Raw genomic sequence first — 22340 nt, 5'->3', positions numbered from 1 at the left:
GGTCAGCCTCCTTGGACGGCGGTGAGGATCTCGACGCGGTCTCCCTCGCGGAGGGACGTCGACGGCCACTCGGCGCGTGGGACGACGGTTTCGTTCAGGGCGGCGGCCACTCCGGAGGAGGCCGGGGTCAGCGTGTGTACGACGGAGTCGAGAGCGGTGCCGGGAGTGAACTCCCGCGCCTGACCGTTGACGGAGATGTTCATGCGGGCTGCTCCATGAGCGCGAAACGCCTCGGGGTGAACGGACGGGCCTCGTCCGGGAGTTCGCCGATGGTCAGGACGTGCGCCATGGCGTCGCCGGTGACCGGCGTGAGCAGCACGCCGTTGCGGTAGTGGCCGGTGGCCAGCAGGAGTCCGGGCAGCTGCGTAGGGCCGAGCAGCGGCGCGTTGTCCGGGGAGCCGGGACGCAGGCCCGCGCGCGTCTCCGTCAACGGCAGCTCGGTGATCCCGGGCACCAGCTCGTGCGCGTCGCGCAGCAGCTCGTACACGCCGCCCGCGGTGACCGTCGTGTCCCAGCCCAGCTCCTCGCTGGTCGCGCCCACGACCAGCTCGCCGTTCTCGCGCGGCACCAGGTAGACATGGCTGCCGCGGACGACCGCGCGCACGGTGCGGCTCAGGAACGGCGCGTACCGCTTCGGCACGGTCAGCCGCAGCACCTGCCCCTTCACCGGCCGCACGGGCGGCAGCACGTCGTCCGGGACGCCCGGGAGGCGCCCGCTGAGGCTGCCGGCGGCCAGCACCACCTGGCCCGCGCCCAGCTCGTCACCGTCCGCCGTGGTGACACCGGTGGCCCGCTCTTGTACGACGTGGAAGCGCTCGGCCCACGCGCGGTGGAAGACCACGCCCGCCAGCTCGCACGCCGCCACGAGCGCGCGTGCCAGGCGCCGCGGATCGATCTGGTGGTCGCCGTCGACCCTGAGCCCCCCGCGCACGCCGGGCGCGAGCATCGGCTCCAGGCGCCGGCAGTCGCGCCCCGACAGCCATTCGGAATCGAGCCCCGACTGCCGCTGCAGGACATGCAGTTCGCGCAGGTGGGCACGGTCGTCGGCGTCCAGGGCGACGGCGAGCGTGCCGCACTGGCGGTAGCCGAGATCGAGGCCCGTGAGGTCGGTGAGCTCGGCCGCGAAGTCCGGGTAGCGGCGGGCCGACTCCAGATTGAGGCCGAGCAGGGTCTGCTCGCCGTAGTGCAGCTCGGTGACGGCGGCCAGCATCCCGGCGGCCACCTGGGCGGCCCCGCCGCCCGGTTCGGGGTCCACGACGGCCACGGTCAACCCGTGCTGCGCGGCCCGCCAGGCAGTGACCAGGCCGATGATTCCGCCCCCGATCACGAGGACGTCTGACGTACGTGACGACATGGGCGTCCAGCCCCTCCCTTCGCCGGCATGACCCGGATCAGGTTCGTACGGTCGGAGGCCGCCAGCCTCCCTCTCAGCCCGGTGCGTCCGGGCTCCCGCGAGTGCTTGTACGTTGGCCACCCTAGCCCGACCCGCCGCGCCTCTGTAAGGAGCCCTCTGCCATGCCCCGCTCGCTCGACGGCCTCGTTCTCGCGCCCGTCGCCGACCAGGCCCCAGGTCAGGTGGGTACCCGTACCCGGTTCACGTACCACGAGAAGGACGGGGCGATCTGGGCCGAGTACGCGGGCGGTGACGTCGTACGCGGGCATCTGGTGGGTACCCGGACGGGGGACCGGCTGGACTTCCGCTACGTCCAGCTCAAGCACGACGGGACGACGTCCTCGGGGCACTGCGTGTCGACGGTGGTGGAACTGCCGGACCGGCGGGTGCGGCTGGAGGAGACCTGGGAGTGGGAGTCGCAGCCGGGCAGCGGGACAAGTGTTGTGGAGCAGGTCACTGAGCACGACCGCTGACTGACGAATTGTCAGTTGTCTATGGTGATCAGGTGAGCGAGCAGAGGCGGGAAATGAGCACGTCACCGGCGCGGCGCGTGGTCGTCGTCGGCGCGGGGATGGCCGGCGTGCAGACCGCCGTCGCCCTGCGCGAAAAGGGCTTCGACGGCACCGTCACACTGATCGGCGCCGAGCCCCACCAGCCGTACGACCGGCCGCCGCTGTCCAAGGCCGTCCTGCTCGGCAAGTCCGAGGGCTCCGCCTTCGACGTCGACTTCGAGGCGCTCGGCATCGAACTGCAACTGGGCCGCGAGGTGCTCGGCGTGCGTCCCGGCGAGCACGAACTGGACACCGAGGCCGGGCCTGTCCCGTACGAGGTCCTGGTCCTCGCCACCGGCGCCGAGCCGATCACCCTGCCGGGCACGGAGGGCGTGCCCGGCGTGCATCTGCTGCGCACCCTGGACGACGCCGAGCGACTGCGGCCCGTGCTCGCGCGGCAGCACGACATCGTGGTCGTCGGCGCGGGCTGGATCGGCGCCGAGTTCGCCACCGCCGCGCGCGAGTCCGGCTGCGCGGTGACCGTCGTCGAGGCCGCGGACCGGCCGCTCGCGGGAGCGCTGCCGGCCGAGGTGGCCGCACCGATGGCGGCCTGGTACGCCGATGCCGGCGCCGTGCTGCGTACGCACGCGCGCGTGCAGCGCGTCGAGCCCGGAGCGGTCGTCCTGGACGACGGCACGCGGCTGCCCGCGGGCGCGGTCGTGGTCGGCATCGGCGCGCGCCCCGCCACGGCCTGGCTGACCGGCTCCGGCATCGAACTCGGCGCGCACCGCGAGGTCGTGGCCGACACCCACCTGCGCACGTCCGCACCGGACGTCTACGCCGTCGGAGACTGCGCGTCCTTCCCTTCGGGGAGATATGGCGAGCGCCTGCTGGTCCACCACTGGGACAATGCCCTCCAGGGGCCGCGCACGGTGGCGGCGAACATCGTCGGCGAGGCCACCGACGAACCCCTGGCGGTCTACGACCCGGTCCCGTACTTCTGGTCCGAGCAGTTCGGCCGCTTCGTCCAGTACGCCGGCCACCACACGTCCGCCGACACGACCCTGTGGCGCGGCGACCCGTCGGGACCCGCCTGGTCCGTCTGCTGGTTGCGCGAGAACCGGCTGGCCGCCCTGCTGGCGGTGGGCAGGCCGCGGGACCTGGCGCAGGGCAGACGGCTGATCGAGGCGGGAACGCCGATGGACCCGGAGCTGCTCGCGGATCCGGCGAAGCCATTGAAAGCCGCCGCGATCTAGTGCAAAAGCCACAGGTCGGACGCTCCTGGCTTCCGGCTGTCAGTGCGGGATGGCAGGCTTGATTCCGTGACCGAGATTGACGCAAAGACCGATGCTCTCATCCCCGCCTGGCTCACCCTGCCCGACATCGCAGAGATGCTCGATGTCGAGGTGACGCGCGTGCGACAGCTGGTCAAGGACGGCCAAGTCATCGCCGTACGCCGTGGTGAGAACCGTGCGCTGCACGTCCCCGCCGCCTTCATCGACGGGGTCGAGCAGAAGGTCGTCAAGGGCCTGGCCGGCACTCTGACGCTCCTGCGGGACGACGGCTTCACCGACGAAGAGATGCTCGAATGGCTCTTCACCCCCGACGAGAGCCTGCCCGGCACCCCCGCGCAGGCTCTGAGCGAGAATCGAGGCACGGAGGTGAAGCGCCGGGCCCAGGCGCTCGCCGTCTGATCCGAACAGGCTGATCCGAACACCGTCCGGCGTACGGGCCGGGGCCGGGGCCGGCCACGGCCTGGGCCCGCGGTTCACTGCGGCCCCCAGGCCGCGGACCCGCAGGCTCGCAGGCCCGCAGGTTCGACAAGGTCCGCAGGGGCCGACGGCCACGGCCGTCTCCGAGCCCGTACGCCGCCGACACGGAACGACACCGGGGGGACCCTCGTATGCCCGACACCGCCGTCACCGCACGCGCCCGGCTCGCCGACGCCCGCGTCTACCTGTGCACCGACGCCCGCAGGCGCCAGGGCGACCTGCCCGAGTTCCTGGACGCCGTCCTGGCCGGTGGTGTCGACATCGTGCAGCTGCGCGACAAGGGCATGGAGGCGGCCGAGGAGCTGGAGCACCTGGAGGTCCTCGCCGACGCCTGCGCCCGTCACGACAAGCTGCTGGCGGTCAACGACCGCGCGGACATCGCGCACGCCGCCGGCGCAGGCGTACTCCACCTGGGCCAGGGCGACCTCCCGGTTCCCGCGGCCCGCGCGATCCTCGGCGACGGCGTCCTCATCGGCCGCTCGACGCACGCGGAGGCGGAAGCGGCGGCCGCCGCCGTCCAGGAGGGCGTCGACTACTTCTGCACCGGCCCCTGCTGGCCGACGCCCACCAAGCCCGGCCGGCACGCTCCCGGCCTCGGCCTGGTCCGGTACACCGCCTCCCTCGGCACCGACCGCCCCTGGTTCGCCATCGGCGGCATCGATCTCGGCAACCTCGACGAGGTGCTCGCGGCCGGCGCCCGCCGGGTGGTGGTCGTCCGCGCGATCACCGGGGCGGACGACCCCGGAGCGGCGGCGGCCGACTTCGCGAAGCGGCTGCGGAATCCCTGAGCGGGCAGGCGGAATCCCTGAGCGGGCAGGTTGTCCAAGGGGTGGACAACAAGTCGACAAAACGGGCAAATTTCCGGCGCTCGGTTGGGGGACCGCCCACCCCTGGTTAACCTGCGAGTATGGCCCTCGGAACCGCATCCACCCGGACTGATCGCGCACGCACCGTGAGCGACATGCTCGCGAGCGGCAAAACGACCTACTCGTTCGAGTTCACGGCGCCGAAGACCCCCAAGGGCGAGAAGAGCCTGTGGAACGCGCTCCGCAGGGTCGAGGCGGTGGCCCCCGACTTCGTCTCCGTCACCTACGGAGCGGGCGGTTCCACGCGTGCGACCACGGTCAGGGAGACCCAGCAGATCGTCGTCGACACCACGCTCACCCCGGTGGCCCACCTCACCGCGGTCAACCACTCGGTCGCCGAACTGCGCAACATCATCGGCCAGTACGCCGACGCCGGGATCCGCAACATGCTCGCCGTGCGCGGCGACCCGCCCGGCGACCCCATGGGCGACTGGGTGCCGCACCCGACGGGCCTCAGCTACGCCGCCGAACTCGTCCAGCTCATCAAGGAGTCGGGCGACTTCTGCGTAGGTGTCGCGGCCTTCCCGGAGATGCATCCGCGCTCAGAGGGCTGGGACGCGGACGTCGCCCGGTTCGTGGACAAGTGCCGGGCCGGCGCCGACTACGCCATCACGCAGATGTTCTTCCAGCCGGAGTCCTATCTGCGGCTGCGCGACCGGGTCTCCGCGGCGGGCTGCGAGACCCCCGTCATCCCAGAGGTCATGCCGGTGACCAGCGTGAAGATGCTGGAGCGGCTACCCCGGCTCAGCAACGCTCACATCCCGTCCGCCCTGAAAGAGCGAATCCTCACAGCAAAAGACGATCCGACCGCTGTACGCTCCATTGGCATCGAATTCGCCACGGAGTTCTGCGCGCGGCTGCTGGCCGAGGGCGTGCCCGGACTGCACTTCATCACGCTCAACAACTCCACGGCGACGCTGGAAATCTACGAGAACCTGGGCCTGCACCATCCGCCGCGGGCCTAGACCGGCCGCACGGGTATACGACACACTGCGTAGCGGCGACTGGGAGAGGGGCGTACATGGGCTATACGGTCCTCTACATCGCGTTCGGAATCGTCGCGCTGTGGCTGCTGGGTGAGGTGCTGCTGCAGTACAAGGCACGGCTGCGCTGGCGACTGCTCGCCTTCGCCGGCTTCCTGTGCGTCGTGGCCGGGGTGCTGATCTCGCAGGTGATCGTCATCGGCCTTGGCGCGGCCGCGTTCGCGGTCGGCCAGACATACGTCACGCTGTCGTTCCGCCGTGGCTTCTCCTCGGGCTGGGCGGTAAAGCGCCCCGACGAGGACGGCGCCGGCACCAAGCGCAGGCGTGGCACGGCGGACCGTCAGGACCCGACCCTGGAGGTCTCCGACCTCGAGCCGGATGAGAGCGGATACGGCGACCAGGCGGCCGCCTACAACCGCGAGAGCGTGTCGTACAAGGACGACGAGTACGACCGCGACGACGTCTTCACCCCCGCCCGCTCCGCTGCCGAGCCCACGGCCGCCGAGTCCACCGCGGTGTACGAACCGCAGCCCCTGCCCGACGACACCGGCTCGTACGGCATATACAACGACAACGCGTACACCGCGGCCGGCGACCCCTCCTACGCGAACGCCGGCCAGGCCCAGGACCAGTACGCGACGGCGGCCCAGGGCAGCGATCAGGCCTACGCGTACGACTACTCCGGGTACGACCAGCAGCAGTACGGCTACGACACCACCGGCCAGCAGCAGTACGCCGCCTACTCCGACCCGTACATCGGCACCCAGACCTACGGCGGCGGCTACGACGCCACCTACGGTCAGTACGCGCAACAGGGCTACGGACAGGACCAGTACGCCACCGGCACCTACGGCGGCGAGACCCCGGCCGGCGGCGTGTGGGTCCCGCAGCAGCGCACCGACGAGACCTACGGCGGCGAGCTCCCGCAGGAGCAGCCGTACCCCTACCAGGACGACAACGGTCAGGGACAGGCGCAGGGGCAGGCGCAGGGGAACGGGTACGACGAGCAGTACCGCTTCTGAGAGCCCCTCAGCGGGTCCCTCAGCGCGGGGTGCTCACTGGGAACCCCTGAACTCCGGCCCCTCCACGATCAGTCCGGCCACCAGCGCGCCCGACATGCCGGCATGCGCGAGACCGCCGCCGGGGTGGGACCACCCGCCGACCCGGTACAGACCCGGGAACCGGGTGGTGTTGGCCGGGTGCAGGAAGCGCCCGCTCCCCGCGGCGAGCGAAGGAGCGGACAGACCACCGAACCCGGCGCCTGCCTCCTTCTCACGGTGTTCCGGCGGCCGCACCTCGCGCCACATGATCCGCTCACGCAGCCCCGGTATCGCGGCCCCGGCCGCTGCGACGAGAGCGTGGGCGAGGCGTTCGTCCCGCTCCGGCGGATGCCGGTCGGACCCCGTCGCCACCACCGCGGACAGGACCACGGACTCGTGCCCGTCGTCCGGTCTCAGCGCCGGGTCGTCCGGCCGCAGCACGGTCACCGTGGGCCGGACGGGCTCGGCCGCGCCGGAACCCAGCGAGTCCAGTTCGGCCGCACGGTCGGGCGCGTGCACGACCGTGTGATGAACCGCCCCGGCCTCCCGCGGGCCGCGCAGCGCCAGCAGCACGGTGAACCGTCCGGGGCGGGGGGCCGCGTCGGGCCGTACATCGCCCTCCTCGTCGAGCAGACGCTCCGTCAGCCCCCGCAGACGTACGGGATGCACGCCGGCCACCACATGGTCGGCCTCCACCAGGGAGGTGCCCCCGGACAGCTCCACCCCCGCCGCGCGTCCGTCCTTCTCCAGCACCGCGGTCACCTCGGCGCCGAAGTGGAACTCGACCCTGCGGGCCACGCACCGCTCGTACACCGCGCGCGCCAACTCCCTTACGCCGCCGCGGACATACCAGCTCCCGAAGGCGTGCTCCATGTACGGCAGCACGGCCGCGCTCGCCGGAGCTGACCGCGGATCGAGGCCGTACGAGAGGGCGTAGCTCTCCAGCAGGGCCGTGAGCCGGGGATCGCGCAGCTCCCAGGCACCGACCTCGGCGAGCGTGGTGGCGCGCCGGGTGCGCAGCAGCCGCTTGTGCGGGACCGCCGGGTACGGCTCGCGCTCGGCCAGCACCGACCAGTTGGGCCACAGGGGCTCCTCCAGCAGGGGCCGGCGGGTGCGGTCCCAGGCCTCACGGGCCCGCACCAGGAAGTCGCCCCAGCGCCCGCCCGCGCCCGCTCCGAGGGCCTCGTCCAGGGCCGCGACCGCGCCGGCGCGCGAGGCGTTCGGCAGGGACACCTCCGTGCCGTCCGCGAAGACGTGCCGTGAGGACGGATCGACCTGGACCAGCTCGACGCACGCCTCCAGCGGCTCCTTGCCGGTCTTGACGAACAGATCGCGCCAGACAGCGGGCAGTGTGAGCAGCCCCGGACCGGCGTCGAAGCCGAACCCGTCCCGCTCGAAGCGGCAAACCGCCCCGCCGTACGTCTGAGCACGCTCGTACACCGCGACCCGGTGGCCCGCGACGGCCAGCCGGGCGGCGGCCGCCATCGCGCCCATCCCGGCGCCGATCACCGCAATCCGTCCCATGCCCGCGACCTTACCGACCGCCACTGACAGCCACGGCACGCGTGGTCCGCCGGCCGGCGTCCGGCCCGCGCGGCGAGTCCGCGTTCCGCCCGTCGCTGGGCCCCGCGGCGCGGGAACCCCCGGATCCGGGAGACCGGGAAGATCGGCCGAGGGGAGTCAGGGGGAGTACGGACACGGAGGCGATCGGGACCAGTCGGCAACGGAGCGCCCTGGGGGTGAGTGCGCAGCACTGAGTATGCGTACCTAGTGAGTGAGATGAGTACGCGCGCGGATGGGCCCGACCTGCGTGAACGAGAGAGTGGAGACACGGAAAGGGGCGCGGCTCCGGCACCGGCGACACGGGGCGCCGGAACGGAGCGGCCCCGGATCCGCTCCTTCCGCCGACCGAGGTCGGCGGGAGCGAGGCACGGGGGAACCCGGGGGAACCGACCGAAACGGGGGTCCCAACGGGGGAAGAGAAAACGGGGGAGTACGGGACGGCGCCGGTTCGAGGTGGCCCGCGGGGGACGCGGCCACATCGGACCGGCGCTTTCGTGTGCGCTCAGCCCTGGCCGCTCACGCGCCCCTGGAGCAGCCGGGACAGCGCCGCGTGGACATCGTCGAGGGAGCGCTCCGGCTGGAAGGACTGCCAGTCCAGGGCGGCGACCAGGACCATGCCGACCAGCGCCGACGCGGTCAGTGACACATCGATCTCGTCGCTGAACTCGCCGTTCGCCACGCCCTCGCGCAGCACGTCCTCCACGACCGCGACCGCCTGCTGCCGGACCACCATCAGCGTGGACTGCCAGGCCCTGTTGGTGCGCCACATCTCGGCCACGTACAGCTGGGTGAAGGCCGGATAGCGGTCGATGAAGACGAGACCGGCCCGGATCATCGCGTCCAGGGCGTCCACCTTGCTGCCGCCGTCCCTGGCCGTCCGCTCGGCCGCCTCCCGCAGGGAGGCGGTGAGGAGCCCGACGCCGTGCCGCAGCAGCTCCTCGAAGAGGACGGACTTGCTCGCGAAGTTGTAGTAGACCGTGCCCTTCGCGACCCCGGCACGCTCGGCGATCTCGTCCACCGTGGTGGCGGAGAAGCCCTGCTCGGCGATGAGCGTGACGGCCGCCTCGTAGAGCTTCTGCCGGGTGGCCTCGCGGCGGGTGCTGCCGCCCGACGTGGCACTGCTGCGTTCCATGGTCCTGATTGTCACAGGAGCCGTACCTCCGGACGTCACCGCAGGGCTCACAGGGTCAGCTCCGGGTGCAGCCGGTCCAGCGTCCACACCTGCCGGCGGCGGGCCGACACCGCGGTCAGTGCGAGGGCACCCGCGGTGAACGCCGAGAGCACCACGCACGCGTGCCACACCGGTCCCATGCCGCCGCCCGTGATGAGCCTCCTGAGGGCCTCAACGACGTAGCTCATCGGCAGGAAGGGGTGGATCGCGTTGAAGAAGCCCGGACTGGTCTCCACGGGGTACGTGCCGCCCGCGGAGGTCAACTGGAGCATCAACAGGGCGAGGACGAGGATCCGGCCCGCAGCCCCGAAGCGCGCGTTCAGCCACTGCACGATCGCCCCGAAGCACGCCGTCACCAGGAACAGGAAGCCGACGGTGCCGGCCGCCCGGTCCAGTTGCAGGCCGATCGCCCAGTGCAGCACCGACATCAGGGACACGGTCTGCAGTACGCCGATCGCGACCACCGGGAGCCAGCCCGCCAGCGCGATCCGCCACGCCGGGGCGCCCGTGGCGAGCGCGCGCCGGTTCATCGGCGGGATCAGCATGTACGCCACCATCGCGCCCACCCACAGGGACAGCGGGATGAAGTACGGGGCGAACCCGGTGCCGTAGTTGGGCGCCTTGTGCAGGTCCTTGGAGACGAGCCCGACCGGGTCCGCCATCACCTGGGTGCGCCTGTCGCGGTCCTGCTTGTCGTAGTCGGGGATCTGCCCTGCGCCGTCATGCAGCCCGCCCGCGAGCTTCCCCGAGCCGTCGACGAGCTTGTACATGCCGCCGTTGAGGGTCTGGGCGCCGGTCTTCAGCTTGCCGAGGCCCTCGTCCAGGTCTCCGGCACCGCTCTTGGCCGTGCCGAGCCCCTTGTGCAGCTTCTTGGCGCCCGCGGCGACCTTCACGGCGCCCTCGTTCAGCTTGTTGACCTTGGAGACGGCGTCGTCGAGGTCCTCGGAGAGGTGCGGCGCGCGGTCGGCGAGAGCCTGGGCCTGCGTCTGGAGGGTGGCCAGGTTCTTGTCGAGCTTCTTCAGGTCGCCGTCCTGGTCGCCGATCAGCGTGTTCAGGTCGTCGGCGATCGTCGACACGTCGTCGGCAGCCTCCTTCGCCTTCTTCAGGTCGGAGCAGGCCGCGTCCGGCAGTACCGGGTTCTCGCAGCGCACCTTGTAGACGTCGTCCAGCGTGTCGGAGGCCGCACGGGCGCTCTTGGCGGCGACCGGGGCCGTCTTGACCAGGGTGCCGAGGTTGTGGCGGATCGCCTTGGAGGAGTCGGCGACCAACTGGGCGGTGTCCCCGATGGTCTTCTCGTTGCCCTTCAGGAACGGACCCACCTTCGTGTCGATCCCGTTGACCGTGTCGGCGAGCGTCTGGGTGCCCGCCGCGACCTGCTTCGAGCCGTCCTCCAGGTCGCCGGCGCCCGTGTCGAGCTTCCGCACGCCCTTGGAGAGCCTGCCGCTGCCGTCCTTGGCGTCCTTCAGCCCGTCGGCGAGGTCCTTCGACCCCTTCTCCGCCTTCCCGATGCCGCCGCTCAGCTTGTCGGCGCCGTTCGCCGCCTTCACCGTCGCGCCGTGGATGTCGGAGAACGAGATGAAGATCTTGTCCAGGAAGGACCGTGACGCCTTCGTGGACGCGGCCTGGCGCACCTCGCTGAACACCGTCCGCGAGATCTGCCCGACGATGTAGTTGTTCGCGTCGTTCGTACGCACCTGGAGTGCGCCCGTCTGTGGCGAGTCGCCCGCGCTGGACGCGATTCGCTCGCTGAGGTCGGCCGGCATGGTCAGCGACAGGTAGTACGTGCCGTCCTCCACGCCCGCGCGTGCCTCGTCGGAACTCACCTCGTGCCAGTCGAAGACGTCGCTGTCGCGCAGCCCTTCGGTGAGGGTGTCGCCCGCCGCGATCCTCTTCCCGTCGGCCGTCGCCCCCTTGTCGTCGTTGACGAGCGCCACCGGGATGCGGTCCAGACGGCCGTACGGGTCCCAGAAGGACCACAGGTACAGGGCTCCGTACAGCAGCGGCAGCACCAGGAGCGCCACCATGGCGGCGCGCGGCAGCCTGCCCCTGCCGAAGCGCCTCAGCTCAAGAGCGGCCAGTTTCGGCGAGCGCATCGGCCCTCTCCTTTCCCTCGGTGGCTACGACGTCCTGAACGGCAGCGACTTCCTTGGTGGCCGCGACGTCCCCGGTGGCTACGGCGACGGTGTCGTCCGGAGCCTCGCTGCAGACCGCCACGACGGTCGTCCCGGACTCGGCGATCGACCTCAACAGCGCCCAGACCTCGCCCCGTTCGGCCTCCGAGAGCTTGAGGTCCGTGTCGTCGACACCGAGCAGCCGAGGGCGCCCGAGCAGGGCGAGCGCCAGGGACAGCCGCAGCGCCTCCAGCCGCTCGAGATCGCGTACGGCCGTCCGGGAGCCCTTGGGCAGCGCCTCCCGGTCCAGTCCGGCGGCGGCCAGCGCGGTGTCGATCCGCAGCCCGGCCTCGGCGACGCGCTCCGCACGCGGCCGCAGCAGCCCACGCAGCGAGTCCCCGAACCGCCGCTGCAGCAGCGCCCGTTCGTGCAGGTGCTCGCCCACGGTCAGCGCGGGGTCGAGATCGGTGACCGAGCCGACGTGCGCGAGCCCACTGACCCGGCGCACGGCCGCCATCTGCTTGGGCAGCTTCCACTCGCCCACCCCTGCCGCGCCCTCGGTGGTCTTCATCCGTCCCGTGAGCGCGAGCAGCAGGCAGGTGCGGCCGGACCCGGAGGGTCCCTCGATCGCGATCAGCGAGCCGGGCTCCGCGTCGAACGTGACGTCGCGGAAGGCCCAGCCGCGAGGGCCCCTGAGTCCGAGGCCGCGGGCCGTGACAGCGATTCCGGGCACGGTTCCCCCCATTCCCCTGAATTGAACTGACTGGTCAGTGCAAAAACTAACGCGAACTTTCGATCGAAGCAAAAGCCCAGGTCAGAACGGATTGTCAGTGGCATACCGCACGATGGGCACATACGGCGGCCCGTATCGGGGCATGCCGTCACGCAGACGACAGGAGGTTCGTCATGGCCAGCTATCACGCAGCAGCCGCCCGCCGGCGCCGTGCCACCGGTCCTGCCCCCTCACTGACCGGCCCGGCGAGCGACGTCCACCCGGTGCTCCGCCGGACCACGGCCCCGCCGGCCGCCCTCGACCTGCTGGCCCAGGCCCGCGCCGGACTGGACGAGGCAGCCGCCCTCGAAACGCCGAACGAGCGCTATGCCACCGCCCACCTCGCCGCCCTGCGCACGGCCGCCGCCGTACTCGCCGCGCGAGGGCGCCCCGAGCCGTCCTCCCGACGCCGGGCCCGCATCCGGAGCGCTTGGGAAGTGCTCCCCGAAATCGCGCCCGAACTGACCGAGTGGAGCGCGCTGTTCGCCTCCGGTGCCCGGCGCCGCGCCCGGGCCGAGGCGGGCATCCCGGGTGCGGCCGGCCGCCGGGACGCCGACGACCTGATACGCGACGTCGCGATGTTCCTGCGCCTCGTCGAGCGGATGCTCGTCCTCCAGCCGGTCCTCCCGCAGCCGCGCCAGGACGCCGACCATCCGCAGAGCGAGGTGGAGAGTGACCGTGACTTACCGAACACGGGATGACCCCGTCCGCCGACCCAACACGGGATGGCCCGTCGCTGGCCGAACACGGGATGACCCCGTCCGCCGTGCGAGACGTCGGGTGGGGCACGCCACCGCGGTGACCAGGCAGGGCACCGGAGGCAATAGGGTGGAAGGCGCCTGAAGCCTTCCCTCCCGCATCCCGGCGGGGAAGGCACTCCGTTCGCTCCGCCGTGCAAGGGGCGGTGCCGCGCCGAGGAGTCAACTGCCGTGTCGGACCCGATGCGCCCGCCCGTCTCCCACCACCACCCCCAGACGACGTCGTCACGCACCGACCCCCCTCGCCCCCGCGCCTCCCTCCGTACCGCCGTGGTCTGGGAGGTCCTGCAGGAGGCCCTCGAACGCCGGGTGAAGGCCACGGGCCGGGAGTCGCTGGACGTCCTCGACACCGGGGGCGGCAGCGGCAAGTTCGCGGTGCCCGTAGCCCGTCTCGGCCACCGGGTCACCGTCGTCGACCCCAGCCCCAACGCGCTGTTCGCTCTGGAGCGCCGCACCGCCGAGGCCGGCGTCTCGGACCGGGTGAAGGGCGTCCAGGGCGACGCCCACGGCCTCTTCGACGTGGTCGAGCGCGGCGGCTACGACGTGGTGCTGTGCCACGGCGTCCTGGAGTACGTCGACGACCCGGCCGAAGGCGTGCGCAACGTCGTGGCCGCCCTGCGGTCCGAGGGAGTGCTCAGCCTGCTCGCCGCGGGGCTCGGCGGCGCCGTGCTCGCGCGCGCCCTCGCCGGCCACTTCAAGGAGGCCAAGCAGGCCCTCGAAGACCCGAACGGCCGCTGGGGCGATGGCGACCCCGTGCCGCGCCGCTTCACCGCCGCGCAGCTCACCTCCCTGGCCGAGGGCGCGGGCCTCAGGGTCGGTGCCGTGCACGGCGTACGGGTCTTCGCCGACCTCGTCCCGGGCGTCCTCGTGGACACCGAGCCGGGCGCCCTGGAGGCGCTGCTGAAGCTGGAGGAGGCGGCGGCCGAGCTCCCCGCCTTCCACTCGGTCGCCACCCAGCTCCACGTGCTCGGTGAGACGCAAGGGGCCTCATAGGCCTGAGCCGCCTCCCGCGGCGCACCGCTGATCAGGGACTTGGCCGCACATGGAGTAGGCCACAGGCCCCCCGATCGGACGCTCAGCGCCGTATGATCGAGGGAGACCACCCGGCATGACGGGTCGGCCGCTGGGGAATGCAAGCTTCAGCGAGCCGAGACGCCCATGGCGGATTCCGGTTGGCCAATTGGCGCAGAGGGGCGGGTTTCACGGGGGCGATTCCCTGCCTATCCTGAAGGGACCCCCCGGGTCGCCCCGGCGACTGCACGATGAGGAGGACTCCGTGCCGCTCTCGGAGCACGAGCAGCGCATGCTCGAGCAGATGGAGCGAGCGCTGTACGCCGAAGATCCCAAGTTCGCGACAGCGCTTGAGGGAAGCGGGCTGCGTACGTACACCCGGCGACGGGTCTACCAGGCGGTCGCCGGCTTTCTCGTGGGTATCGCGCTCCTCATGGCTGGAATGGTCGCCAAGCAGGTCTGGCTCAGCGTGGTGGGTTTCCTCGTCATGCTCGGCTGTGCGGTCCTCGCCGTGACCGGCTGGCGCAAGGCCCCCAAGCCGGGTGAACAGTCCGCCGCCGGTGCCCCGCACGCGCGCCGTCAGGGACGGCAGAAGCGCTCCATGATGGACCGCATCGAGCAGCGCTGGCAGCGCCGCCGCGACGAGCAGGGCCACTAGCACCTCCCCGACGCAGATGAGGGGGTGACCACCCGCCCGGTGGTCACCCCCTCACGCGCGCCCGGAAGACCGGGGCGCCGTCAGCCGCTCTGCTGTCCCGGCCGTCGCACCAGCGTCGACCAGCGGTCCGCCCAGCGGGCCTTGAAGACCGTCCAGCGGTCCGTGAAGTCCCACACCGCGCGGATGGCCGACCGGGGCGCCACGACCGCCCGTACCCGGGTGGTCCAGCCGACGCTCGACCGCAGCGCCACCCGTAGCCGGTGCACATCGTCGGCCAGTCCGGGCACAGGCTGCGGCTCAGGCGCGAACAGCACCTGCTCCACCGCACTCGCCACCCGGTGCACCGCCTCGGCGGTGGCCGCATCCAGCCGCCCCAGCCGCACGATGCGCGCGGCCGCCTTCCGCGGGGTCAGTGCGTCGTCCGGCGCGATGCCGTAGTCCCAGGCCGTGTCGGTGAGTTCGCGCCAGACGGCCAGGACATGGCCCGCGGCGACCTCGGCGGCGTATCGCGCGTCGGCCTCGATCTGCAGGGCCGTCACCTCGACGTCGCCGGCGGAACCCGCGTCGGCCCCTCGCGCCGTGCGGCCCTCTCGGGTCAGCCGCATGCCCGACGCGGAGTGCTGGGCCGACGTCAGTCGCACCGAACGCCGTCGCAGACGCCACAGCATGGGCAGCAGCGGTACCGCGACCGCGAGGAGACCCAGCAGGGCCCAGCCGGCGATCTTGTACCAGGGGAGGCCGTCGTCGCCCTGCGTGGCGGTGTCCAGCGGGAGCGCCGCCGCGCAGGCCTCGAGCTTCTTCTGCTGCGCCGAGCAGCTCGTGCTCGCGGACGGCGCCGCGGAGGCGGACGAGCCCGCCGACTGCGAGGGCCGCGTCACGTCGGGAAGGCTGTTGCCCGGCGTGTCCGTCTGCGTGTACGAGGGGGCCACGCCGCGGTTCGGGGTCGGCTCGAAGCGGGTCCAGCCCACGCCCTCGAAATACAGCTCGGGCCAGGCGTGCGCGTCCTTGAGACCCACCGACACCGAGCCGTTCGCCTGCGGCGTGCCCGGGGCGAAGCCCACCGCGACCCGGGCGGGGATGCCCAGGCTGCGGGCCATCGTCGCCATCGCGAAGGAGAAGTGGACGCAGAAGCCCTCCTTGTCCTTCAGGAAGCGGGCGATCGCCTGCGGGCCGTTGCCGACCTGCACCTGGGTGCTGTACTGGAAGCCGCCGTTCATCGCGAAGTAGTCCTGGAGCTTGACCGCCTGCTCGTAGTGGCTGGTCGAGCCCTTGGTGACCGTGCGGGCGGTCCTGCCCACCACCGCGGGCACCGAGTCCGGAAGCCTGGTGTAGTCACGCTGGAGAGCCGCGGGCGGAGCCGGGGCGTCGGCGAGCTGCTGCGCCGTCGGCTGCACATCGAGGCTCTTGACCAGATAGGTCTTGCGGCGCGTGGTCTCTCCGTGGTCGCCGACCAGCGTCATGCCCACAGGTTCGTAGCGCCACTTGCCACCGACGTCCACGCCACTGGGCGGGTACGGCATCGGCAGCCAGTCCTGGGCGTACCAGTCGGCGGCCGAGATCCGGGTCTCGATCTCCGCCCGCTTGACGTCCGGGGCGAGGCCGACCGGGGTCGGGAACTTGTCCGGTACGCCGGTGACATGCCGCTTGGACGGTTTCCAGGTGCTGCCGTCGAAGTCGTCGAGCGACACGATCCTCAGGTACATGTTCGAGAGGTCGTTGCTGTTCGTCTTCAGGGACAGGACCTGGCGGTCCTCGTCCACGTTCAGACTGTCGCGCAGCGACACCAGGGGGTTCACCGCGGAGATGGTGCCGCCGCTGCCGTTGCCCGAGCCCACGCCCGTCCCCGCCGCGTCCAGCAGTCCGCCGTTCATCGCGGGCAGTGCCACCGGCACCACCAGGGCGACGCCCAGGGCGACCACACCGATGCGCCGCCCGGTGCGGACCGGTGCCACCGCGCCGGGCTCCCCGCCCTGGGAGCGCGCCGCACCGCCGAAGACCCGGCCCCACTGCGAGAGCCGTTCCCGTCCCTCGGCCAGGAGCAGCATCAGATAGCCGCCCGCCGCGACCAGGAACCACAGCCAGTCCGTCCCACCGTCGGACAGCCCCGCGGCGACGGAGTACAGCGCGAGCAGGGGCAGTCCGGCGGGGGCGGCGCTGCGGAAAGTCACCGCGAGCGTGTCCACCGCGAGACCGATCAGCAGGACTCCGCCGAAGACCATCAACCGGATGCCGGCGGACTCCAGGGGCGCCGGGATCGCATACCGCGCGATGTCGTCACCCCCCTGCCGCAGCAGATCGGCGAAGTGACGGAAGGCCTCAGGACCCGGGACGATCCCGAGCAGCGCCTGCTGCCTGGCGAAGACCAGGGTCAGCATCATCAGCGTGACGAGCGCCTGTGCGGCCGTTGTCAGCGGCCGCGCCAGGGGCACCCGCCGGGTCGCCGCGCCCACGCCCGTCTGCACACCCAGCATGACGGCCACCTGAAGGATCCACGTGGCCGGGGAGAGCAGGGGCAGCAGGGCGAAGGACGTCATCAGCGTGGCCGCCCAGGCGCACAGCGCCAGTCGTGCGCGCCCGCTCATGAACCCACCCCCTCACCGGTCGTCCCGTCCGCCACGGCGAGGCCCGTGCGCTCACGGTCCGCCTGGCGCCACAGCCCAGCCAGCGCAGCGCCCCGGGGCACCCTGAGGGCGGTCCAGCCCGCCTCCCGCAGCATCCGCAGCCGCTCCTCGCCCCTGTCCAACGGACCGGGCACATCGGTCGGTTCCCGCACCCAGCCGCCGGTGTCCAGCAGGAAGGCGACCGCGCCTCCGCTGCGCTGCCGCATCTTGGCGGCCACCGCGGCCTGTTCCTCGTCCAGATCGCCGAAGAAGGCCACGAGAAGCCCTTCGTTCCCGCGGCGCAGTACGTCGTACGCCCGGGACAGGCCCGTGCCGTCCGAGTGGTCGACCACCGCGAGGGTGTCCATCATCAGCCCGGCAGAGTCGGCCGTCTCCTGGCTCGCGCCCGCGAACCCGTCGGCGCCCTCGCCGGGCACCGAGGTGCCGGTGTCGGTCAACAGGCGGACGGAGAAGCCCCGTTCCAGCATGTGCACCAGGACGGACGCCGTGCCCGACACGGCCCACTCGAAGGCCGAGTCGGGGCCCGCGCCCTCGAAGGCGATGCCCCGGGTGTCGAGCAGCACCGTGCAGCGGGAGCGCTGGGGCTGCTCCTCGCGGCGTACCATCAGCTCGCCGTAGCGGGCGGTCAGGCGCCAGTGGACGCGGCGCAGGTCGTCGCCGTAGCGGTAGCCGCGCGGGATCACGTCGTCCTCGCCGGCCAGGGCGAGCGAGCGCTGCCGCCCGTCGCCGTACCCCTTCGCCTCGCCCGTCAGCCGCACCGGGGGCAGCGCCTCCACGCGCGGGATCACCGTCAGGTCGTCGTACGTCGAGAAGGACCGGGTCAGTTCGCACATCCCGAACGGGTCGGTCAGACGCAGCTGCAGCGGGCCCAGCGGATAGCGGCCGCGCAGGTCGGAGCGGACCCGGTAGGACACCTCACGGCGGCCTCCCGGCTCCACCCGGTCCAGCACGAAGCGGGGGCGCGGGCCGAGCACGTACGGCACCCGGTCCTGCAGCATCAGCAGGCCGGTGGGCAGCCGCGAGACGTTGTCCATCCGCAGATGGACGCGGGCCTCGCTGCCGGCGGGCACGCGCGCGGGAGAGAGGCGGCGGCTGCCGGCCACCCGGTAGCGCGTGCGGTACAGGAACAGCGCGCAGACCAGGGGCAGCACGGCGAGCAGCAGGCCGACCCGCAGCAGGTCGCTCTGTCCCAGGACGTAGGCGCAGACGGCGGCCGCCACGCCGGCCGCAAGGAAGGAGCGTCCGCGGGTGGTCAGGCCCGCGAGGGCCGTACGGACGCCGCCCTTCTCGCTGTGGCCGGTGTCCGGGCGGGCCGTCCCCCCGGTGGTCATCACAACCTCCGCGGTGGTTGTGAGCCGTATGCGGCACTGCCGTGGCCCAGGGTGCCGTAGCCGCTCTGCTGCTGGGGAGCGGCGGGCACCGGGATGCGCTGCAGGATCTCCTGCACGACCTGCTCCGCCGAACGGCGGTTGAGCTGGGCCTGGGCGGTGGGCAGCAGGCGGTGGGACAGGACGGCGACGGCGAGTGCCTGCACGTCGTCCGGCAGCGCGTACTCCCTCCCGCTCAGGGCGGCGGACGCCTTCGCCGCGCGCAGCAGATGCAGCGTCGCGCGCGGGGAGGCGCCGAGTCTGAGGTCGGGATGGCTGCGGGTGGCGGCGACCAGGTCCACCGCGTACCGCCGGACCGCGTCGGCGACGTGGACGCCGCGGACGGCCTCGACCAGCTTCACGATGTCGTGTGCGTGCGCCACCGGCTGCAGGTCGTCCAGCGGGCTGACCCCGCCGTGGATGTCGAGCATCTGCAGCTCGGCCTCCGCGCTGGGGTAGCCGATGGAGACCCGGGCCATGAAGCGGTCGCGCTGGGCTTCGGGCAGCGGGTAGGTGCCCTCCATCTCGACCGGGTTCTGCGTGGCCACCACCATGAAGGGGCTGGGCAGCTCGTAGGTCGTCCCGTCGATGGTGACCTGGCGCTCCTCCATCGACTCCAGCAGAGCGGACTGCGTCTTCGGCGAGGCGCGGTTGATCTCGTCGCCGATCACGATCTGCGCGAAGATCGCGCCCGGCTTGAACTCGAAGTCCCGGCGCTGCTGGTCCCAGATGGACACCCCTGTGATGTCCGAGGGCAGCAGGTCCGGGGTGAACTGGATTCGTCGCACCGAACAGTCGATGGACTTGGCCAGCGCCTTGGCCAGCATGGTCTTGCCCACACCGGGGACATCCTCGATCAGAAGATGTCCCTCGGCGAGCAGTACGGTCAGCGAAAGCCGCACGACCTCGGGCTTGCCCTCGATCACTCCTTCCACCGAACTGCGGACCCGCTCCACAGTGGAAGTCAGATCTGTAAGGCTCGCTCGATCGTCATAGGTCGTCACCCGGCCCTCCTCGGCCCGTTCTTTCTCCGGGCCGTCGCTCTGCGATGCGGACCGGCCCACCCCGAAACACGGACACCACGCGTGAATAGTTCCGCGCGACGTCACACACCGCATTCTTGCTGCCGTTACCGATTCGTGTCACTCGACTGTGGACAACTGGCTGCGATATGTCGGGTTTTGTAGCGCTTGGTCTTCAGCGTGTGGCGGTTTTGCGAAAAACGAGAAGGGCCGGGGACGGTCACACGGGGTCGATCTCGCGCAGCAGGCCCGTCCTCACGTCGAAGACGAAGCCGCGTACGTCTTCGGTGTGCAGCAGGAACGGCGAGGTGCGCACGCGCTGCATGGACTGCCGCACGTCCTGGTCGACGTCCGCAAAGGCCTCGGCAGCCCAGGCGGGGCGCTGCCCGACCTCCCGCTCCAGTTCGGTGCGGAAGTCCTCGGTGATCGACTCCATGCCGCAGCCGGTGTGGTGGATGAGGACGATGCTGCGGGTGCCGAGCTTGCGCTGGCTGATGGTGAGCGAGCGGATCACGTCGTCGGTGACCACGCCGCCGGCGTTGCGGATGGTGTGGCAGTCGCCGAGCTGCAGGCCGAGCGCCTTGTGCAGGTCGATGCGGGCGTCCATGCAGGCCACGACCGCGACGTGCAGGACGGGGCGGGCGTCCATTCCGGGGTCGGTGAATGCGGCGGCGTAACGTTCGTTGGCGTCCACGAGGCGGTCGGTGACGGTGCCGCCCCGTATGGCGCCTTCGGACTCGGTGGGAACGGATGCAGAAGTCGTCATATCTATAACGTTACTGGTCACAAGCGATCCAGTCGCGGTGTGAGAGCGGGAAAAGGGAGTCATCACAGTCCTCTTGTGAGGTACCCCACAGGGGTGGCCGGCAGGGAGCCGTGCGGGTGATTTTCCCGGATTCACCGCATCGCATTCATGCCGGACCGCGACGCGCAGGCCGGTTGATTGACCGCGAGACACCGTGGACTAAAGTGACGCGAAGCGGGAGGCGAGGCTCTCCCTGCTGGACTGAACACCCCGGAGGCCCCGGCTCGCGCACGGACGGTCTCCCCACGTGCGCGGCGCGTACGTACGGCTCGGCCTCCTCCCGCTCCCGGTCGGCTGACGCTCTCGGCGCCGGCAGGCCTCCCCTTCACGAGCGGGCGGGGACCCGGCGGTGCGTACACCGTGCCGGATCTGAGAGGGCCCCTTGAGCCAGAGTCGACACGTCCCGGTGATGCTCCAGCGGTGCCTGGACCTGTTGGCCCCCGCCCTGCGGCGGCCGGGAGCGGTGGTCGTCGACTGCACGCTCGGCCTGGGCGGCCACAGCGAGGCACTCCTCACCCAGTTTCCCGAGGCCCGGCTGGTCGCTCTCGACCGCGACAAGGAAGCGCTGCGCCTGTCGGGTGATCGGCTCGCGTCCTTCGGTGAGCGGGCCACCCTGGTGCACGCGGTCTACGACGAACTCCCGGACGTACTGCAACGGCTCGGCCTCGCGCGCGTGCAGGGCGTCCTGTTCGACCTCGGCGTCTCCTCCATGCAGCTCGACGAGGCGGACCGCGGCTTCGCCTACGCCCGGGACGCCCCGCTCGACATGCGCATGGACCAGACGACCGGCATGAGCGCCGCCGAGGTCCTCAACACCTACCCCCCCGGTGAACTCGTCCGGATCCTGCGCGCGTACGGCGAGGAGAAGCAGGCCAAGCGGATCGTGTCCGCGATCGTGCGTGAGCGCGGGAAGGAGCCGTTCAGCAACAGCGCGCGGCTCGTCGAGCTCATCAGGGACGCGCTGCCGCAGGCCGCCAAGCGCACCGGCGGCAATCCCGCCAAGCGCACCTTCCAGGCCCTGCGCATCGAGGTCAACGGCGAACTCTCCGTCCTGGAGCAGGCGATCCCGGCCGCGGTGAAGTCGCTGGGCGTGGGCGGACGGATCGCCGTCCTGTCGTACCACTCGCTTGAGGACCGCCTGGTCAAGCAGGTGTTCGCAGCCGGCGCCGCGAACACCGCCCCGCCCGGCCTGCCGGTGGTCCCCGAGCGCTACCAGCCCCGGCTCAAGCTGCTCACGCGCGGTGCCGAACTTCCCACCGAGGAAGAGGTCGCCGAGAACCGGCGGGCGGCACCGGCGCGGCTGCGCGGCGCCGAGCGCATCAGGGAGGACACCGAGTGAGCCGGATTTTCGAACGAGCCGGGGAGTGAGCGAGTTGGGAAACCGGACTCACTGGAGGTCTTGTGAGTAGGAAACCCGAACTGAGAGGGCGGGCCGCCCGGCTCGCCCGGCTCTTCCCGGGACCGGGAAACCGCGGACAGGCGGCCCGTACGCCCTTCGTCCTCCTCGTCGTGCTCCTCCTCGGCGGCGGACTGATCGGGCTGCTGGTGCTGAACTCCGCGGTCAGCGAGGGCTCGTTCCGGCTCGACGACCTCCAGAAGGACACCAAGAGCCTCACCGACGAGGAACAGGCGCTCCAGCGCGACATCGACTCCTACTCCGCCCCGGAGGCCCTCCAGCGCCGCGCCCGCGAGCTCGGCATGGTCCCCGGTTCGGACCCCGCCTTCCTGAACCCGGACGGCACCGTGAAGGGCGTCCCCTCGGCCGCCGCCGAGCAGTCCGCGGCGCAGATGCCGCTCGTCCTGCTCCCGCCGGAGGCCCTCGCGTCCGCACCGGACCCCGGCACGCCCCCCACTCCGGAGGCCACTCCCACTCCGGCAGCCGCCCCCGCCCAGGCGGCCGCCCCCGCCCAGACGACCACGACCCCCGGCAGGTGAC

General features: G+C 71.7%; 21 protein-coding genes and 1 riboswitch. Of the genes, 11 read left to right on the top strand and 10 right to left on the bottom strand.

Going from position 1 to position 22340, the window contains the following annotated elements:
• Window positions 1-2: 2 nt before the first annotated feature.
• A complete protein-coding gene (gene thiS, locus OOK07_RS11135) occupies window positions 3-203 on the bottom strand; it encodes a sulfur carrier protein ThiS (protein ID WP_266679278.1) in 201 nt (66 codons plus the stop codon).
• Complete coding sequence (gene thiO, locus OOK07_RS11130) at window positions 200-1354, bottom strand: glycine oxidase ThiO (RefSeq protein WP_266679275.1); 1155 nt, start codon at window positions 1352-1354, stop codon at window positions 200-202. The genes thiS and thiO overlap by 4 nt, the downstream gene beginning before the upstream one ends.
• A riboswitch (TPP riboswitch) is annotated at window positions 1352-1463 on the bottom strand. (Overlaps the previous gene by 3 nt.)
• 52 nt (window positions 1464-1515) lie before the next feature.
• Between thiO and OOK07_RS11125 the strand changes: the two genes are divergently transcribed.
• The 6 genes from OOK07_RS11125 to OOK07_RS11100 all read left to right on the top strand — a co-directional run bounded on the left by OOK07_RS11125 (window position 1516) and on the right by OOK07_RS11100 (window position 6527).
• Window positions 1516-1866 (top strand): avidin-fold protein, encoded by a 351-nt coding sequence (locus OOK07_RS11125; RefSeq protein ID WP_266679273.1) that lies wholly within the window; start codon window positions 1516-1518, stop codon window positions 1864-1866.
• Window positions 1867-1919: 53 nt separating this feature from the next.
• Window positions 1920-3140 carry an NAD(P)/FAD-dependent oxidoreductase gene (locus tag OOK07_RS11120; protein ID WP_266683468.1) on the top strand — a complete coding sequence of 407 codons (1221 nt, stop codon included), beginning with the start codon at window positions 1920-1922 and terminating at the stop codon, window positions 3138-3140.
• Between the two features lie 66 nt (window positions 3141-3206).
• Window positions 3207-3578 (top strand): Rv2175c family DNA-binding protein, encoded by a 372-nt coding sequence (locus tag OOK07_RS11115; RefSeq protein ID WP_266679271.1) that lies wholly within the window; start codon window positions 3207-3209, stop codon window positions 3576-3578.
• Between the two features lie 209 nt (window positions 3579-3787).
• Entirely contained in the window at window positions 3788-4444 is a 657-nt protein-coding gene (gene thiE, locus OOK07_RS11110; RefSeq protein WP_266796168.1) for a thiamine phosphate synthase, read from the top strand.
• 119 nt (window positions 4445-4563) lie between these two features.
• Window positions 4564-5487 (top strand): methylenetetrahydrofolate reductase [NAD(P)H], encoded by a 924-nt coding sequence (metF, locus tag OOK07_RS11105; protein WP_266679267.1) that lies wholly within the window; start codon window positions 4564-4566, stop codon window positions 5485-5487.
• A 56-nt stretch (window positions 5488-5543) separates the two neighbouring features.
• Window positions 5544-6527 carry an SCO2102 family sporulation regulator gene (locus tag OOK07_RS11100; protein WP_266796167.1) on the top strand — a complete coding sequence of 328 codons (984 nt, stop codon included), beginning with the start codon at window positions 5544-5546 and terminating at the stop codon, window positions 6525-6527.
• Window positions 6528-6560: 33 nt separating this feature from the next.
• Here the strand turns inward: OOK07_RS11100 and OOK07_RS11095 are convergent, their stop codons facing one another.
• From OOK07_RS11095 to OOK07_RS11080, 4 genes are all read right to left on the bottom strand, one after another.
• Window positions 6561-8069, bottom strand: coding sequence for a phytoene desaturase family protein (locus tag OOK07_RS11095; RefSeq protein WP_266796165.1), 1509 nt, complete (start codon window positions 8067-8069; stop codon window positions 6561-6563).
• Between the two features lie 541 nt (window positions 8070-8610).
• Window positions 8611-9240 carry a TetR/AcrR family transcriptional regulator gene (locus OOK07_RS11090; protein WP_266679256.1) on the bottom strand — a complete coding sequence of 210 codons (630 nt, stop codon included), beginning with the start codon at window positions 9238-9240 and terminating at the stop codon, window positions 8611-8613.
• Window positions 9241-9287: 47 nt separating this feature from the next.
• On the bottom strand, window positions 9288-11372 hold the full coding sequence (locus OOK07_RS11085) for a YhgE/Pip family protein (protein ID WP_266796163.1): 2085 nt from the start codon (window positions 11370-11372) through the stop codon (window positions 9288-9290).
• Window positions 11344-12135, bottom strand: a complete 792-nt coding sequence (locus tag OOK07_RS11080; protein WP_266796162.1) for an ATP-binding cassette domain-containing protein — start codon at window positions 12133-12135, stop codon at window positions 11344-11346. Before OOK07_RS11080 ends, OOK07_RS11085 begins: the two co-directional genes overlap by 29 nt.
• 161 nt (window positions 12136-12296) lie before the next feature.
• Here OOK07_RS11080 and OOK07_RS11075 point away from each other — a divergent pair, with 161 nt between their 5' ends.
• From OOK07_RS11075 to OOK07_RS11065, 3 genes are all read left to right on the top strand, one after another.
• A complete protein-coding gene (locus OOK07_RS11075; protein ID WP_266679250.1) occupies window positions 12297-12863 on the top strand; it encodes an SAV_6107 family HEPN domain-containing protein in 567 nt (188 codons plus the stop codon).
• A 228-nt stretch (window positions 12864-13091) separates the two neighbouring features.
• Window positions 13092-13913: a methyltransferase gene (locus OOK07_RS11070; RefSeq protein ID WP_266679248.1), complete on the top strand. Its 822-nt coding sequence runs from the start codon at window positions 13092-13094 to the stop codon at window positions 13911-13913.
• Between the two features lie 283 nt (window positions 13914-14196).
• Entirely contained in the window at window positions 14197-14589 is a 393-nt protein-coding gene (locus OOK07_RS11065) for an SCO2097 family morphological protein (RefSeq protein ID WP_266796161.1), read from the top strand.
• Window positions 14590-14669: 80 nt separating this feature from the next.
• Here the strand turns inward: OOK07_RS11065 and OOK07_RS11060 are convergent, their stop codons facing one another.
• The 4 genes from OOK07_RS11060 to OOK07_RS11045 all read right to left on the bottom strand — a co-directional run bounded on the left by OOK07_RS11060 (window position 14670) and on the right by OOK07_RS11045 (window position 20428).
• A complete protein-coding gene (locus OOK07_RS11060) occupies window positions 14670-17171 on the bottom strand; it encodes a transglutaminase TgpA family protein (RefSeq protein ID WP_266679244.1) in 2502 nt (833 codons plus the stop codon).
• Window positions 17168-18541 (bottom strand): DUF58 domain-containing protein, encoded by a 1374-nt coding sequence (locus tag OOK07_RS11055; RefSeq protein ID WP_266679242.1) that lies wholly within the window; start codon window positions 18539-18541, stop codon window positions 17168-17170. The genes OOK07_RS11060 and OOK07_RS11055 overlap by 4 nt, the downstream gene beginning before the upstream one ends.
• Window positions 18541-19581, bottom strand: coding sequence for an AAA family ATPase (locus tag OOK07_RS11050; protein ID WP_266679240.1), 1041 nt, complete (start codon window positions 19579-19581; stop codon window positions 18541-18543). The genes OOK07_RS11055 and OOK07_RS11050 overlap by 1 nt, the downstream gene beginning before the upstream one ends.
• Window positions 19582-19819: 238 nt before the next feature.
• On the bottom strand, window positions 19820-20428 hold the full coding sequence (locus OOK07_RS11045; RefSeq protein ID WP_405672386.1) for a beta-class carbonic anhydrase: 609 nt from the start codon (window positions 20426-20428) through the stop codon (window positions 19820-19822).
• 358 nt (window positions 20429-20786) lie between these two features.
• On the opposite strand from OOK07_RS11045, the gene rsmH reads away from it, so the two are divergent.
• Complete coding sequence (rsmH, locus tag OOK07_RS11040) at window positions 20787-21743, top strand: 16S rRNA (cytosine(1402)-N(4))-methyltransferase RsmH (RefSeq protein ID WP_266796159.1); 957 nt, start codon at window positions 20787-20789, stop codon at window positions 21741-21743.
• 62 nt (window positions 21744-21805) lie between these two features.
• Complete coding sequence (gene ftsL / locus OOK07_RS11035; protein WP_266679234.1) at window positions 21806-22339, top strand: cell division protein FtsL; 534 nt, start codon at window positions 21806-21808, stop codon at window positions 22337-22339.
• The last annotated feature ends 1 nt before the right edge of the window (window position 22340 follow it).

The organism is Streptomyces sp. NBC_00078 (assembly GCF_026343335.1).
GTDB lineage: Bacteria > Actinomycetota > Actinomycetes > Streptomycetales > Streptomycetaceae > Streptomyces.
The sequence above is the reverse complement of the archived record's forward strand: the minus strand, read 5'-3'. Positions and strand labels throughout refer to the sequence as shown.